This window comes from Gracilimonas qinghaiensis (assembly GCF_046602855.1).
Lineage (GTDB): Bacteria > Bacteroidota > Rhodothermia > Balneolales > Balneolaceae > Gracilimonas.
The window spans coordinates 628,860-645,381 of sequence record NZ_JBKINJ010000001.1 but is presented as its reverse complement, the minus strand read 5'-3'; the positions used below and the strand labels follow the sequence as shown (position 1 = coordinate 645,381).

At 40.6% G+C, this 16,522-nt stretch carries 9 protein-coding genes; 2 read left to right on the top strand and 7 right to left on the bottom strand.

Features of this window, described 5'->3' with window-relative positions; all coding sequences use genetic code 11:
- Positions 1-17 precede the first annotated feature (17 nt).
- On the top strand, positions 18-1,277 hold the full coding sequence (locus tag ACKGJO_RS02920; protein ID WP_411321898.1) for a type IX secretion system plug protein: 1,260 nt from the start codon (positions 18-20) through the stop codon (positions 1,275-1,277).
- Positions 1,278-1,279: 2 nt separating this feature from the next.
- Here the strand turns inward: ACKGJO_RS02920 and ACKGJO_RS02915 are convergent, their stop codons facing one another.
- From ACKGJO_RS02915 to ACKGJO_RS02890, 6 genes are read right to left on the bottom strand one after another with little or no spacing between them, the layout of a single operon-like run.
- Positions 1,280-4,654 (bottom strand): peptidase MA family metallohydrolase, encoded by a 3,375-nt coding sequence (locus ACKGJO_RS02915; RefSeq protein WP_411321897.1) that lies wholly within the window; start codon positions 4,652-4,654, stop codon positions 1,280-1,282.
- 21 nt (positions 4,655-4,675) lie between these two features.
- Positions 4,676-6,841, bottom strand: coding sequence for a ribonuclease R (gene rnr, locus ACKGJO_RS02910; protein WP_411321896.1), 2,166 nt, complete (start codon positions 6,839-6,841; stop codon positions 4,676-4,678).
- Between the two features lie 10 nt (positions 6,842-6,851).
- Complete coding sequence (locus ACKGJO_RS02905; RefSeq protein WP_411321895.1) at positions 6,852-11,546, bottom strand: translocation/assembly module TamB domain-containing protein; 4,695 nt, start codon at positions 11,544-11,546, stop codon at positions 6,852-6,854.
- Positions 11,546-12,637 carry a 3-dehydroquinate synthase gene (gene aroB / locus ACKGJO_RS02900; RefSeq protein ID WP_411321894.1) on the bottom strand — a complete coding sequence of 364 codons (1,092 nt, stop codon included), beginning with the start codon at positions 12,635-12,637 and terminating at the stop codon, positions 11,546-11,548. Before aroB ends, ACKGJO_RS02905 begins: the two co-directional genes overlap by 1 nt.
- On the bottom strand, positions 12,630-13,190 hold the full coding sequence (locus ACKGJO_RS02895; protein WP_411321893.1) for a shikimate kinase: 561 nt from the start codon (positions 13,188-13,190) through the stop codon (positions 12,630-12,632). Before ACKGJO_RS02895 ends, aroB begins: the two co-directional genes overlap by 8 nt.
- A complete protein-coding gene (locus ACKGJO_RS02890) occupies positions 13,187-14,776 on the bottom strand; it encodes an NFACT RNA binding domain-containing protein (RefSeq protein WP_411321892.1) in 1,590 nt (529 codons plus the stop codon). Before ACKGJO_RS02890 ends, ACKGJO_RS02895 begins: the two co-directional genes overlap by 4 nt.
- 28 nt (positions 14,777-14,804) lie before the next feature.
- Between ACKGJO_RS02890 and ACKGJO_RS02885 the strand changes: the two genes are divergently transcribed.
- Entirely contained in the window at positions 14,805-15,458 is a 654-nt protein-coding gene (locus tag ACKGJO_RS02885) for a hypothetical protein (RefSeq protein ID WP_411321891.1), read from the top strand.
- Positions 15,459-15,515: 57 nt separating this feature from the next.
- Here the strand turns inward: ACKGJO_RS02885 and ACKGJO_RS02880 are convergent, their stop codons facing one another.
- On the bottom strand, positions 15,516-16,370 hold the full coding sequence (locus ACKGJO_RS02880) for a 3-hydroxyacyl-CoA dehydrogenase family protein (protein WP_411321890.1): 855 nt from the start codon (positions 16,368-16,370) through the stop codon (positions 15,516-15,518).
- Between the last annotated feature and the right edge of the window lie 152 nt (positions 16,371-16,522).

Below are 16,522 nucleotides of genomic sequence, written 5' to 3'. Positions count from 1 at the left end.
TAGCTTTTATGGTTTTTATGTTCGTTTTCATTACTGCTTGCTCCTCTACACTAAGTGTTTCTGACAGAACAGACTCGGATAATGGAATATCGGTCAATAGTTTGGCCATAGTACCCAATCAGCTTCCAGCACCGGAATCTTTTAAGAGCATTCAGCTCTTTGCCAATAGTACCTCTACAAATCCCCCTATCCTTGTTCTGAACTCCGAAGATGAGCTTACGTTGTCTTTTGATGAACTAACCGATGTTAATGGACAATTCAGGATCACTTTCTCTCACCACAACAAGAACTGGGAATATAGCGACATACCTCAGGATTGGTATTTACAGGGAATAGGTGAACTTGTTATGGGAGGCGGACAAAAAAGTAATTCACGAGGACCGGATTATATCCATTATGAGATCAGGATCTCTCAGGAAGAGGTCAAATTCATAAGCAGCGGCAACTATCTCCTTCATGTATCAGATACAGAATCGGGGCAGGAATTATTTTCTTTGCCGTTTTTTATTACGGAAAATGAAGGTGAGCTCAGTTCTACCTCCCAGACGATCTTTAACTCAGGCAAGCGATTCTTTCCGGAGCATCGATTATTTAGTTCTTACCATTATCCTGATTTCGTGAAATATCCTGAATTTGATCTTAGCTTCGCCTACCTGCAGAACCGATTTTGGTCAGATACCAGATTCACCGAATCCTTCGATTTTAACACACCTGATGTCGCAAAATTCGATCTCACTCAATCCAATGCCTTCCCTGCAAATGTAGGGCATATTTTTAAAGATCTAAGCGTGTTTACGCAGAATACCTATGATATCATTGAGTGGAATCCCGGGACTGTCCCGCCAAAAGTGATATTAAGGGAAGATGTGCTAAACTTTCTAAACTCGGGTTCAGAGTCAAAGATCAGAATCTCTAAACCTGAATCATCCACTCGGTCAACGTATGCCAATGTTCTGTTCAGACTTGATGCTGATGAAAGCCTTGTCCCTGATGATAAAATTCACATTCTTGGGGACTTCAATCAGTGGACAGTAGATGATGGTAGTAAATTAATATTGAACCCCGATTCAGGTTTTTGGGAGCATAGTCAATTGCTGAAGGAAGGATCCTACAGCTATCACTATGCCAAAATAAATAGAAACAATCATATTGACCTGACATCACTCTCTGACAACAGCACTCCGCTTGTTCAGGAGTATATGTGTCTTGTTTATTTCAATGATCCTGACCGCAAATTTGACCGTCTCTTAGCTTTAGAAACCTTTTATGCCCGGTAATCTTAAAAGTCGATGCCTATACTGAAATAATGTATAGGATCTGATAAGAAACCGCTGCGCTGATATGGCCAGCCTACATCATATCTGAAAGGAAGACCGAATACAATAGTTCGCAATCCAAATCCGGCACCAATAAGGATATCTCCATCCAAATAAGGTGCCTGTCCTGTTCCGGCAAGTGAGCCATCCTGATTTCTGAGCTCATAGGTTCCAAACCGTTCCTCAGCTACCTTAAAATCCAGTTTTGCATCGTTTACGATCGGATCGCTGTTTGAATCTATCAATCCATAGTCAATTCGCTCACCCCAAGCTGAACCAATGTCCAGGAAAGCGGCACCGGTAATGTTATATAGCGGCAATATTGGTATCGCTCCAGGTACAACAGCTGCAAAAAGTGGGAATCTGAATTCTGCATTGATCAAAGAAAAGTTACTGCCATATATGCTATTGTAAGCATAACCTCTCACCGGAAGTGCAGGTACCGTAAAGAAACTATCAGTAAGCTTATCGTAAGACAGTCCGTTTTGATTGAACTGTTGGTTTATCCAGCCAAGTCGGCCACCCATAAAATACGTTTGTTTATCCGGACCCACGGAAGAGGCACCGGATGCTCTTACTGCAAAACTATATCTGGAACCTAGATTGAAATATTTTCTATAATCACCCAAAACGGAAACAAACTGTGGGGCATTATCTCCAACTCCGGGACTTCCTGATAATCCAATGGAATACCTGTTACCACCTTGGGGTGTAATGAATCCCGGCAAGGTTTGATCATTTGTGAATATTACCTCAGGATACATAAAAAGACTGCTCTGATTGGGATCCTGATTTAAACCAAAACTACTTCCGGCAAAAAGGTCGCTAACTGAGCTGTAATCACGCGTGATACCCATCACTGAGAAACCGGCATCAACTCTTTTGAATTTATTGATCGGATACTGTGCATTCACTCCACCCCCATAGGTTCTGAACCGTATGATCTCTCCGAAAAAGGTCTGATACCGTCGGGACGTATGAAAATAGCTGAAAAACCAATTGGTTCTGTTCTTCATATATCCGTACTGCAGAGAATAGTCACTATTCCTGAGGTCTGTTACAAAGTTTGTTCCCAGTGCTATCTGATGATCTCCAAGCAGGTCACTTATGATAAATTGGGTCAAGGCATAGGTTCCATATGTGGATGCGACAATAGAGGGATTATATGAAATATCTGTTGAGAACCTGAGTCTGTACTCCTTAGGTTGAAACCGGCCATCTTCAGTAAGCGTATTTTCGGGCTGGAAGTTTTCAATGTCCTCAAGCACGATCGTAGTATCTTCTATTACTTCAGTACTGAATACATAATTTCTGAAATCGATCTCATTATTATCTTCTTCCTCAGCCTGTTGTTCGGCAGTGCCTGTAGCCGTGGTATCCGGTGTTTGCTGATTCCTGTTACCCATACCTGCATCTTCACTTGTATCAGTAATTTCTGATAGATCTACCCCTACAGGTAATCCTGATCCTGAAACTGTGAACATTTCACGGGCATATTTGGTAGCCGGTACTCTTTGCCCTTCAGACTCAGTTGCCCTTCTCTGGGCCCAGTAATTCGAAGTCAGATCCTGAGATTTTCTTCTATCAAAGGGTGAGCGTAGTAAAAATATATCGAGATATCCTTCATTGATAGAGTTGAACGCCAGGCGTGAACCGTCTGCACTTACGGATATCTGTGAAGCACCTGTCTGCAGATTTGTAAGCGGTGTTGATGTTCTGGTGTTCAGGTTGAATTCGTACACATTAGGAATCCCATTTTTATCTGAAATAAACATCATACGCCCGTCCTGCGTAGTTTTAGGTGATTTCTCATTCCAGATTGGGGTATCGGTTAGCTGAACGGCTTTCCGGGAATTAATTCCAACACGATAAATATCCGTTTGATATAAACTCTCTGTTTCCAGAAGATCGAAACCAAGAGCGTAATTGTGAAGATCTGTTCTATCACCCCGATCAGATACAAAATAAATGTACTCAGAATCAGAACTCCACGCAGGCTGCATATCCGAGAAAAAATCTCCGGTTATGTTAGTGAGTTTCTGCGTGTTCATGTTATAAACAAATATGTCCTGATACGGCCCAATATTAGCGTCGAATGCGATCTTCTCGCCATCGGGTGACCATGCTATTGAAGCGATCGCATCCAGGTCAGGAAACTGGACTTTGGAGACATTGGTCGTCTGATAGTCGATAATGGCAAGTTCATCTCTTCCCTTTGATTTGACGGACATGGCGATTTTGCTACCATCAGGTGACCAGGCAATATTAGGACTAAGGATATTCAATTCCTCAAATTCAACGTCCTGCTGACCATTGATCAGTCTCTTTAATTTTCTCCCGTCAATAGCACTGATCGCTACTACATCAAAATATCCACTTTCGTTAGTTATAAATGCGATCTTATCTCCCTGTGGAGAGATTGAAGGACTCGTATTGTATGTGCCAAAATCCCCACGTTTTGTCAGTAGTGTTGAGATCATATCAGCACGTTCACGTTCAGCCACTTCCGGATAATAGCGTTCCTTAAGGGCATCCTGCCATACTTTTGATAACTCTTCAACATTAAGCCCAATAGATTGCTGCAGTCCGTATTCAACACTGCGCGAGGTCTTAATTCTTTGAAGGATCTCTCCTATTTTTTGTCGGCCGTACTGTTCAACAATATAATTCCAGACAGCTTGTCCTCCCCGATAATTATAATAACCACTAAGATATGGTATCGGTGGAAGGTAGTTATTGATCACTGCATCACGAATGTACATATCGGTATTAGTATCCCATCCGAGTGCCATATACTCTGAAAGGCCTTCTTCAAACCATAAAGGGAAAACGAGTTGTATGTTATTTCTGATAATAGAATTGATGGTACCTCCATAGAACATATCGTTAAATACAGCATGTACCAGCTCGTGATGCAAAGTTCGCCGAAAATCGGCATAATCTCCTGCAAATGGCACCGTCATTCGATTTTTCATTTTATCGGTTACACCGCCAATCCCTTCTGCGCTCGTCGGCAGATTAACCACATTGGTTTGTGAGAAGTCATTGTGGGAATCATAAATGATAAGTGTGATCCGATTTGAGATCTCGTGCTGAAAATCTTCACTTAGTTGTTTATAACCCGATTCGATACTTTTGGCTGCAAATTCAGCCAGTTCATAATTTTTTTCTCCATAATAGTAGACGTCAAAATGAGTGGACTGAATATACCTCCACTCAAATTTTTCATACTGTACCCTATTCTTTCCAAACGGGTAATACTGGGCAAATACAGACATTGAATCTGCAGCCAGAATCATGCTTCCTAATAGTAGTATGGAGAAAATTTTCGCCTTCATAAACGTTATTATATGAAATTACTAAGCTAAACTAAGGTCGATCTGCCTCTTCTGCAGATCGGTGCTTTTAACACGAACTTTGATGTCATCGCCCAGCTGAAATTGCTTCTTGCTTTTACGACCGACTAAGGCATGTCTTTTTTCATTATATACATAATAATCACCTTTCAGGTCACTGATCCTGATCATTCCTTCACAGTAAATGTCTTTTAGGGTCACAAAAATTCCCCTTTCCATAACACCACTGATCGTTCCTTCAAATTTTTCACCGGTCTTATCTTTTAAATACTCGACCTGCTTAAGCTTGACCGAATCACGTTCAGAATCGACCGCCACTTTTTCACGCTCACTGCAGTGCTCGCCATCTTTTTTAAGCTGATCATAAGTATAAACCCTTGCTCCGGCATTATATCCTTTCAGCAATCGGTGAACGATGACATCCGGATAACGCCTGATGGGGCTTGTAAAGTGTGAGTAATGTTCAAAGCCCAAACCAAAATGTCCAACATTATTTGGTGAATATTCTGCTTTTGCCATAGCTCTAAGCATCAAGCCATTCACTATATACTCCAAATTTGTGTCTTTAACCTGCTCAAGCAAATTATTGATCTTCTTGGGGCTTATGTTATTCCCAACTTCAAAATTTATGCCGATCGGTTTAACCTGCTCAGCTATACCGGCAAGTTTTTCAGCATCAGGCTTGTCATGAACTCTGTAAAAGAAAGGAAAAAGATCCTTCGAACGTTTCTTTCCTGATTCTTTACGCATCTTCTCAACGTGAGAAGCCACCGTTTTATTGGCCATAAGCATACATTCTTCAATCAGGCGGTGTGCAAATATCCTCTTCTTGATCACAACTTCCAATGGCTTCCCATTTTCATCCAAAACAAACTTAGGTTCAGGATTATCAAAATCAATAGCGCCTTCTTTGAATCTTTTGTCAAGTAAAATACGGGCAAGATCTGCTACTATATTAACTTCTTTACTAATGGGATGTTTTTTTCCATCAACAATTTCCTGAGCTTCTTCATAGGTAAATCGCTGTTTGGAATGGATAACTGTTTCCTCAACAGAATAATCAACGAGTCTGCCTTTTGCGTCAATTTCCATGAAGCAGCTGTAGGTCAATTTATCTTCATTGGGTCGTAGACTGCAGACTCCATTACTGAGAACTTCTGGAAGCATTGGTATCACCCGGTCAACGAGATATACACTGGTTCCCCTTTTATGCGCTTCCTGGTCCAGGATCGATTTCGGTGTCAGATAATGAGTAACGTCCGCAATATGTACTCCCAGATAATAGTTTCCATTATCCAGTTTCTCAATACTCAGAGCATCATCAAAATCCTTAGCATCCGCGGGATCGATAGTAAATACGTTTTCATCTCTCAGATCTCTGCGGCGATTGCATTCTTTTTCCGGTATTTCAAGGGGAATTTCGTGAGCATAGTCTTCGACTTCCTTTGGAAATTCAGCCACCATATCATTTTCTGCGAGAATAGATAGAATATTCGCATCATTGGAGCCGGACTTACCTAATACTGATTTAATATTAGCTTCAGGAAGTGCTTTTGGGTGTATCCAATTAATAAGTTCAAATATAACCTTATCACCATCCTGAGCCGTATTCAGGTTTTCAGGCTGTACAAAGAAGTTGGTGTGAACCGACTGCGGATCTGCTTCGATCACATAATTTCCTTTTGTTACTTCCCTTAGGGTACCGACATAAAAATCCTTACCACGTTCAACAATTTCGACCAGTTTTCCACGAGGCTGACCGCTTCTTTTATCTTTGCCTGTAACCTCTACTCTGACGATATCATCGTTCAATGCGAGCCCAAGATCCCTGGATGAAACCATGATATCCTGATCAAGATCATCCACGATCACGTATCCGGTTCCCCTGGCTGAAACATCAATTTTACCTTCGTAGGTTTTTGAACCGGAACTTGATCTCTTTTCCCCGGATTTTTGTTTCTCCGGCAATAAGATGTAATTATCTTTTCGGTTAATACGATTCTTATTCGATAATCGATTCAGTGATTTATCGAGTCTGTTTATTTCGTTGTTGCTTTCTAATCTGAGAACGCTGATCATTTGTTCTCTTGTCATCTTATGATCAGGGCTGTTCTTCAAAAGATCTATGATTAGATCTTCAAATTTGCTTAGTCTGTCTTTTTTACTCATTCAAATATTGTTACGCAGGACTTTCTGTCCCACTATTTTCAGTTTCTTCTTGATTGTCATTTATCCCGAACAATTTCCTAAATGGAGAGAATAAACGCTTAAAAAATTCATCCCAGGAGTTAAAGCTTACCTTAGCTTCAAGGCCTACCCCATTTATATCCTGAGATTGCTGTGATTGTTCGGTGCTATTTAAAGTTCCAAAGGTGAGATCCTGACGGTGAAATGCGGTCACTGCAAATGTACGGTTGATCCTGTACGTAGCTCCCAGATCACCGATGTTGGATTGTCGTCCTGTTATTTGTCCTTCTCGTCTAAGAATCAGTTTATCGTTATAGAGCCTCAAAGCAACCCCAAGGTCAACCTGATTATAGGTATTTAAATTAAAATCTACATCTAAACTACTCAAATCACTGTTCAATAACGAATTTATCTGACTTGAGAGCAAGGGATTAATAACCTGACTTGATAAGAGCGGATTCAACACGGCGGCACTACCAGACAGGTTATCGCCGAACATATTACTTTGAGCCTGCCCGCTGGAAGATACCGGAATGAAATTCCCCATAAGCATAAAATTAGCTGCCTGAAGCAGTTTCAGGTCTTCATCTCTGTTAATTGTAGCGAGTTGTGTAGCCAGCGTTGAACTTTGCTGAGACTCAAATGTGTTCGGTAATCTGAAAAAGAAGTTATTTTCAATACTCGAGATCGTTCCGCCAATATTCAATACCAGTTCTATAGGTACGCGTTGTGAGTTTTCGGGATCGATGCTGCCTGAAGGGCTAAGTGTATTGATATCAGGCCGCGCACTGTAAATAGCATTCAGGTTAAGCCTGGCGTTGGCAGGATCCCCTTCCCATACAATACTCCCGCCCGATTCAATATCAAACCGGCGGGTAAATATATCGCCACTTACAAACTGATAACGTCCGCCCTGAATGTCAAAACGCCCGAACATGGATACATTCTCGTCTTCCAGTAGAATTCTGATCCGCCCTGTACCTTCTGCAGTCACAATATCGCCGGTCACAGGATCGAATATCAACCGAACAGTCATCGGGTCATTCGACACAAATTGAAGATCCATGGTAAAGCGTTCAGTAAACGACAGGTCAACATTTTCTTCAGAACTTTGGCCATTAGCTGATCGGCCATTCCTGTTGTTAAACGTAGATTGGCTCTGAGCTCCTTCCTCAAATGAATCAACAAAGCGAATAAAGCGATTACCCTCATCAAATTCAGTTTCTTCGAGCAAAGGTATTGATATTTCTGAAAAGTCCGTGATCTGAAGAGGCTGTTCGGTTCTAAGAACCGGATCAAAGTTAGTCCCAGTAATAGTTACCGTACCTGATCCGTAAGCATCTCCAAAGAAAGCCACAGTGGGGTCAAAAGTGTTATTCAGAAATTGAAATTCATCCATTTCAAGACGAATGTTCATACTGTCGATCGGGGCAAAATCATTAAAATCATAATCACCGCTCAGAATAGCATTACCTCCGGATGGGTCTATCAAATATATATCATTGAAAGTAAGCCCATCATTCCTTGTGAAGTTTATGCCTCCCTGAGCATAATAGTACGTGTCTAGGAAGCGAGGTCTTAGGTACGCTGCATCTTCAGTTCCCACCATGAAATCTGCAGTAAAATCATAAGTATCAGTGTTACCCCATAATTTACCAGACCCATTTGCAAGACCCGAACCTTCAGTAAACACTTTTGGAGCTATGATCGGAAGTATCCAAAGGTCTATATTTTTGATATCTAGATCAAAATTATAAAGAGAATCTACATTGGGAAAATCCCCTTCTTTTGGGGCAAGAATATACCCGCTAATATCAAACTCCTGTCCTTTACGACTTGTATTTTCATAGTACTGAGAATACTTGGAGGAATCTGTTGAAACGGAAATATTGGTGTCAAACCTGTCAAGTTCTGAATTATAATTACTGTTCAGAATCATATCTCCAACAAGCTGCTCTCCGAATTCAAGAGCTTCCACATCCATGTTACCCTGTACAGTAGGTACAGTTGTGAGAGTACGGGTAGTGAATTCTCCATTCAAAGTGCCACCAAATGTCAGCCTCTTACCGGTCAAGGCTGAGATCTCGTCAAGATTCAGATCTTCAATACTATATCTGACAGAGTCCGCCGGATCGTTACTAAAGGTCCCGTTTATCTGCAAAAACTGCTGTTGGTTTTCGAATACAAAATCTTTCAGTTCAAAAGTTTCATTCGAGTTATAAACTATTGTCGGAACACCTTCATTTTGCCAGGTATAAGAATTGGTTCCTAAATTCAATGTGTCGATGTTCAGCTCAAAAGCCTGATCCAGGATACGTGCCCTACCTTCAAAATCAAACGATGCATTGTCAGATAATTTTGCCATTGAACTGTTCAAGTTCAGGGAATCTCTGTTCATTATTGCATTGAAGGCAAATCCCCGCCCTTCAATAAAACCAAGATCAACCCTGCTGGCTGTTGACTGCAACTGTACATTAGAAAAATCTTTAAGTTCTGCTCCATATCTAAACCCCCCGGTCATCTGCAGCTCAAGTGTATCAGCGTTCGTTCTATTTATTGAGATATTTTGATCACTGATAGAAGTTGTGAATAAGAGTTGCTGTGAATTTACGTTAAAAGAAGAATTGAACCGTGCTGCAGATGTAATCTTAGGCAGATCGGTAACATAAAAATTTAATAATCCAGGGTTTTTGACACGCCCCTCCACTTCCAGGTTTTGATTACTTATTGCAGTAACCGAGTCCATAACAACTGCCTCATTGAAGAATATCTCCTGATCGATCTGACTGCTCAAATATCTGCTCCATTGTTTCGTTAGATCAACAACACTTTCGGTATTGAACTCTCCTTCAACCGTTGCGTCAAATGCCGTGGATGTAAATCGGAGTATACGATAACTTTCTGCCGGATCATTGAAGTCAAGATATAGCTGATGCCGGCCTAAGGTATCATCATGTGTTCGTGATTCAAGGATATCTAAAGTAAATTTACCAAACAGATTTTGCAGGTCATTTCCGGTTATGTCAATTTCAAATTCGATGTCAGATTCAACAGGACGCATTCTGTCTATTTTTGTCAGTTCTTTGACGGGAAGATTACCTGAACTGCCCCTTAAGTAAATTTCAGGTTCTTGGTTCTGAATATTAATCCTGCCGTTGAACTGTGTCCTAACTCCACTAAAGTTACCTCTAAACTCAGGCTCTATTATACCTTCACTCCAATTAACCAAAGCGTAAAGATCATTTTGAGATGGTGGAGCATTTTCAGGCTCATTTGATTCAATAAACAGACCGCCACTAGCTGTAAACGGATCAATAGATGTACTTCTTAGACGCCCATATAGTGAAAGATTAGTTTCATGTATTCTGGGATCAATCAAATAACCGATGTTGAGGGAATCCGTTATCAGATTAAAATCAATTCCAAGTTCTTCTCCATATTTAAGAGTTCCGTTTAAACCAATGGATCCTCTGCTTCCTTCAGCCAATATTTCAGTATTGGTAGAATCAAGATCGCCTTCAAATAAACCTTCAAACCTTGTGTTTATAAGTGCTTCTTTTTGTTGCTCAGTTAAGCCACTGGTGAGAAATTGGATTTCAGATTCGCCAACTATCAGTGACTCCAGTTCCAATAGATAACCAAGATCCTGAGGTTCAGAAATAGATCTCAATCGCCCGTTAAAGTTCATGAAGCTCTCGCCGAATATGAGTTCCCCATTATTGAATACCATTTCACTCAGCATACCCTCACCTTGCAGAGAACCCTGAAAATAATTTTCTGTTTCCGGCAATTCAGGATAAAAACGACGTATATCTGGAGGACCCACCAGGATCTGATTCAGATTTAGGGTCAGTTGTGAGTTTTCCAGCTGGTCCATGAACTGCCCACGCAGTGCGTTTATACCATCAGCTTCCATACTGAAACTTAAACTGGAATGCTCTGTGTTGATATTGAAAGAGTTCAATTCAAAAAATTGATCATCATTGAAGACCTGGCCATTTAACTGTACGGTTGTCAGATCCGGTTCATTGGTTTTGAATTGCACTGAGTTAAAATCAATGAAACGTTGTTCTTCTGTAAATTCGAAGAACATGTCCATTTGCAGGTCGGATATAAGGAAATTGTCTTCATCTTGATCAGCTGCCTCTTTAAATACTATTGTTCCGTTTGAAAGAATAAAAGATGGTATGATCACCTGAAAATCAGTAGGCTGTAAAGGAACGGCCAGACTATCTTCCGGTTCGACCTCATCTAAAGAATTTCGCTTTCTCAGTGCTTCTGACAAAGTAAAATTTGGACCTTCAATTTGATCAAGGAATACCGTGGGTTCATTTACGATCATCTTATTGATTATGAGTCTATCCTGTAAAACAGACCAGAAATCAATACCGGCAGAGATATTACCTGCAGAGACAGCTCCTGTATATGTTGAGTCATTGGGATAGATGACAACATCTTTCAGGTTTATGTTGAACGGGAGGAGGCCGTCCACTTTACCAATGCTCAAAACTCCTTCAAACCTTTGATTAAATTGCGTCTCTAATTCATCAGCAATTCTATTTTGAACGGGGTCTAATTGTAAAGCTCCAAATACCAAGCCGATCAGTACGGATACAGTAAGTACCAGAACCCCAATAAAGGTCCAAAATACATTCCATGATTTGTATATCCACCGTATGTAAGCCACTATAGAAATATCTTTAAAGTCTGTTGCCAGCTATCTTCGATAAAACCCGTTTCTGCGACCTTATATACATAGGGCATCCCCAGATCTTTCAGTAACACCAACCGAAGCGTACTGTCCTTTACTTTTTTGTCGTGCTTCATCAGTTCAACCAATTCTGCGGGATTATGGGTAATATCTTGCAGGTCAAAATCGTACAACGAACGAAACTCCAATAAATTTGAAAGATCAATATTACTACCCAGTTTATTGGATGCATATGTTGCACCGACCATACCGGCATATACAGCCTGGCCGTGAGAGTAGAGATTGTAGTTACCCAGCTTTTCTAAAACGTGCCCATAAGTATGGCCAAAATTAAGGAACACACGCTTTCCGGATTCAAGCACATCTTCAGAAACAATATCGACTTTTATTTGAGCACTCTGGCGGATCAGATCCAGCCAATTCTGACCATCCATATTAAACTCATTTTTGGTCAATTCTTTTATCTGATCTATGATATCGGGACTATGGATCATTCCATATTTAAGTATCTCACTAACTCCGTTTACCATTTCTTTTTGGGGAAGGGTTTCAAGATATTTTACATCGGCAAATACAGCCTCGGGTTGATAAAAGCTACCGACCAAATTTTTACCGGTATCATGATTTACGCCCGTTTTACCGCCAATTGAGCTATCAACCATAGCCAGCAGAGTTGTGGGTATATGCACAAGTGGGATACCTCTCAGTGCTGTAGCTGCTACAAAACCGGCAAGATCTCCCGTAACACCGCCACCTATTGCAAAAACAGGAGTACCCCTGTCAACTCCGTTCTCAAGCAGGTAATTCATAGCCTGCTTATAGACTTTGATGCTTTTAGCCTGTTCACCTCGTGGAATTTCAAAGATCTTCAGCTCAGAAAATTGTTCATTAAGTGGGGCTTCAAAATATTCTCTGTGATGCTCTAAAACAAAGGCGTCAACCAAGATAAAGGCTTTATCAGAAGTATATATTTTGGCAAAATCGGTAAGCTCATTTCTCAGGTCATTGCCAAAATGAAGATCATAGTCACTTGCTGTAGATGTTTCAACTCGAATTGTATCAAACATGTCTTTTAATTTTGTCTGTCGCCGCTTTTACCATTTCATTCTTCGACCCATATTTCGAAGAATCAACTTTAATTTGTGCCTGTTCGTAGAAATTAAGCCTTTTATAATATAAGGTTTTCAGTTCTGTTTTAAGAGTAGCATCAGATTTTATTTTGCCTTCTTCATCGTATAGAATTGGCCGTTCGGAACTGCTTTTAACTCTTTCCATAATTTCTGCGAATGGTGTTTTTACACAAAGTAATAAGCCATTTATTTTTAGGTGGTCAACAATCATTTGATCCTGTAAAGCCCCACCCCCGAGCGAAACCACACCTTTAAAATTATAGGTCAGATCTATCAGGTATTCTCTTTCCTTTTCCCTGAAGTAGGGCTCTCCCATTTCATCAAATATAGCCTGTATACTTTTACCTTCCCTTTTTTCTATTTCCTCATCCAGATCTTTGTATTTCATCTGCAGTTCTGCAGCCAGTGCTTTAGCGAGCGTGCTTTTACCGGAGGCCATAAAACCGGTTACGTAGATACTTTGATCGAAACTATTAACGCGGTTCCTCATTTCATTTCAGGCTTTCTGGGTTCTACCATTTCCACACTTTCCTTATCTACCAAAACTGCTCCCGGAGGGGATCCTTTGGGTTTTCTCACATATTTTTTCTTAGTGATAATGACCGGAGCCAGCTTAGTCCCTTTCGCCTTTGAATTATAGGCCGCATATGATGCGGCTTCAAGCAGTATATCTTTGGGTGGCATCCCTTTGTCATTGCCCATTCTTATGATCAGGTGCGAACCGGCTACTTTACGGGCATGCATCCACACATCTTCTTTATGTGCCATCTGCACCAGTTTATCATTACTTTTTGCATTCTTTCCGATCCAAACCGGGTACCCTTTTATTTCCAGAGTATGAAATGGGAGCTGTTCTGAGTTTGAATCGTTACCGTCTGTATTTCGATATTCCTGAAGTTCATCTTCGTGTTCATCTTCCCAGTCCTGAAATTCCCATAGATTGTTTATCGACTGTGCCTCTTCCAGTAATTTTTCCGCTTTTTCTTTCTCCTTTTCCATTTTCGGGATCCGTTGTACTGCTTCCTCATAAGAACGTTCCGCACTGGCTGATTTTTTGTAATAGCGCTGGGCATTCTCTGCAATATCCAGATCTCGTTTTAGAGGGATCTTTACTTTTTCACCTTCATTATACAGATCGTCTACTTCCAGTTCTTTCTGGTTAACTGTACCGAGGTGAGCATTTGCCATCAAAATATGGCCCCATTGTTCGTACTTTTCAGCCCTGTCCAAGCCCTTGTCAGCCTGATGCAGGTTTCGCAATCCGGAAGTAGTACGCTTGATCTTGGTTTTCAGGCCTTTGACCAACGATGATCTTCTTTGTTTGAGCCGTTGGTGCCTGGAGTAGTTCTTATACCGATCAAGTATCAGGTGATTAATATTATCATATACTTTTTCCGTTTTAACGGGCAGCATTTCCTCAGACAGCAAAGTGGTTTCACCGTTTTCCAATAACCGAAAACTGGGGTTTTGCTCCATTTCCTTTGTCATCCTGCGCACAAAGGATTCCAATTCAGACAATTCTGCTGAATCCAGATCATACTCACTGATCAACTCTTTAAGGTTTTGACGAGGCAGCATTGCGTTTAAAGCAACAAGCTTATTCTTCGTGCTTTTTTTTGAAACATCACCATCGATATGAAAAAGATCCAATTCTTTGGGAGCCGGAACTTTCTCACCAACTTCATCATATTCCTTATACACTTCCTGAATGATATCATCTTTAGATAGAAACACATTGGCTCGATTGCTGAAAAAACGAAATGAAAGCCGATACCCATTTTCAAAATGAATGTATAACCAGCGATCCGTTTCCGGAATAGATACATCCTCTATTTCCACACCGTAGATCTCCTCAAAAAAGTTAATGGTGTTACTTTTTTTTGCACCACGGTAAGAATCTGTGAACAAGGCGATATTTCCCGGTGCGGAGCTATAGCAGAGTCTAAAGCGTTCGTTTTCTCCCTCCACAAAAAACTCAATATAGTTCTTATGCGGACTCACCGCATTTGTAATGACAGCTCCGGTCAACTTGTTTTTGAGGGTCCGATTTAGATATATTAATTCGTAATAATTCATTTAAAAATGTTGGGGAAATAAATATTTCATGCAGTATCCGATCTTCAATTCTATCATAAATACCGTAGAATCACAATTGGGCAAAAGGGGTATATCAGCAAATAAATTCAAGACATGGCAAGATAACAAGATCTATGCAACAGGATTGGAATTAAACATCTCATTACAAGAAGCTTCAGACTACATCGATTCTCTTTCCATTAATTTTGACTGGGACAGTTTCCGTGAAACTTCCATGGCAAAAGGACTAGAAGGTATGGAAAGCCATCCCTTTCTAAAAATTGAGCCATTTACAGAGTCTACGGTAATGCCAACCATTGATGTCGAAATGATGTGGTTGTTCAATATTGACACATGTCAGCGCGAGAAGCCAGGTAAGTCAGGAAATTACAGGATCGAAGAAGCCAGTAAATGGATGGAATCTATCAGTAAGGAAGTCAACGAATTGCTATCTGATGATGATATCATAACACGCTGGCATGTTGAAATTGATGGTGATGAGAACGGACGATACCTCTCAGCCATCAATCTGATATCTTACTTTCAGTATCAACTCGTTGAACCTGAAAGCCTGAATGAGGTACAGAATATTGTAAAGAAAAAACTTAACGATCTGCTTCTGAAGGCTAACAAAGTGATCTTTACCTCCAACAAGATCTTGAAGAGTTCACTGGCCGCATAAATTCTTTCTTATATATATAGAAAAAAGGATCGACCTATCGTCGATCCTTTTTTTGATTTAGTCGTATTTGTAGAATCCTTCACCTGTCTTATTTCCAAGCTTACCTGCGTCCACCATTTTAACAAGTAATGGGGCCGGACGATATTTAGGATCTTTAAATCCTTCATAAAGCACACTCAAAATATCTAGGCATACATCAAGTCCGATGAAATCAGCCAGTCGCAGCGGTCCCATTGGGTGAGCCATTCCAAGTTTCATGACCTCATCCACATTTTCCGGAGTAGCCACACCCTCTCCTACACAAAAGATAGCTTCATTGATCATAGGCATCAGAACACGGTTACTTACAAAACCGGGTGCATCATTGACCGGAACCGGAACTTTATTCAATTTTTCTGAAGTCTCTTCCACGACCTTATAAGTCTCGTCATCTGTCTCCAGTCCTCGAACGATCTCAACCAGTTTCATAACCGGAACCGGGTTAAAGAAATGCATCCCAATGAACTTCTCGGGCCTGTTGGTAATAGCAGCCAGCTTCGTAATTGAAATGGATGATGTATTGGATCCAAAAATGGCATGATCCGGAGCAGACTCATCAACCTTTTCCCAAACAGTGCGTTTGATATCGAGGTTTTCAGGCACTGCTTCCACAACAAGGTCAACATCTTGCACTCCTTCATTTACATCAAGAAAAACAGTAATGCTATCGAGTGTATCATTTTTCTTATTCTCATCGATCTTCTCTTTCTTGACCATGCGATCAAGGTTTTTCTCGATAGTAGAAATAGCGCGGTCAGCAAACTCCTGTTTGGTTTCGATCAAATTGACCGGGATCCCACTCATTGCAAAAACGTGAGCAATTCCATTTCCCATAGTACCACCGCCTATGACGGCTACTTTTTTAACATCCATTCTTTCAGATTTTTTGATTAGTGATTTTAATCAGATTACCCTTTTTGGAAGCGTTTTTCAAGGTAATACGAGCTATTTTTCAAATAATAACTATCCTGAAAAAAACTGAATAGAAAGGTCAGAAATTAAATCTGAGTTTAGCTGCTATACTT

Bases quoted from the DNA above. Each gene is read 5' to 3' on its own strand.
- ACKGJO_RS02920 (WP_411321898.1), top strand. From the start codon at position 18: ATGTTCGTTTTCATTACTGCTTGCTCCTCTACACTAAGTGTTTCTGAC.
- aroB (WP_411321894.1), bottom strand. From the start codon at position 12,637: ATGTTTGATACAATTCGAGTTGAAACATCTACAGCAAGTGACTATGAT.
- ACKGJO_RS02895 (WP_411321893.1), bottom strand. From the start codon at position 13,190: ATGAGGAACCGCGTTAATAGTTTCGATCAAAGTATCTACGTAACCGGT.
- ACKGJO_RS02880 (WP_411321890.1), bottom strand. From the start codon at position 16,370: ATGGATGTTAAAAAAGTAGCCGTCATAGGCGGTGGTACTATGGGAAAT.
- ACKGJO_RS02915 (WP_411321897.1), bottom strand. From the start codon at position 4,654: ATGAAGGCGAAAATTTTCTCCATACTACTATTAGGAAGCATGATTCTG.
- ACKGJO_RS02890 (WP_411321892.1), bottom strand. From the start codon at position 14,776: ATGAATTATTACGAATTAATATATCTAAATCGGACCCTCAAAAACAAG.
- rnr (WP_411321896.1), bottom strand. From the start codon at position 6,841: ATGAGTAAAAAAGACAGACTAAGCAAATTTGAAGATCTAATCATAGAT.
- ACKGJO_RS02885 (WP_411321891.1), top strand. From the start codon at position 14,805: ATGCAGTATCCGATCTTCAATTCTATCATAAATACCGTAGAATCACAA.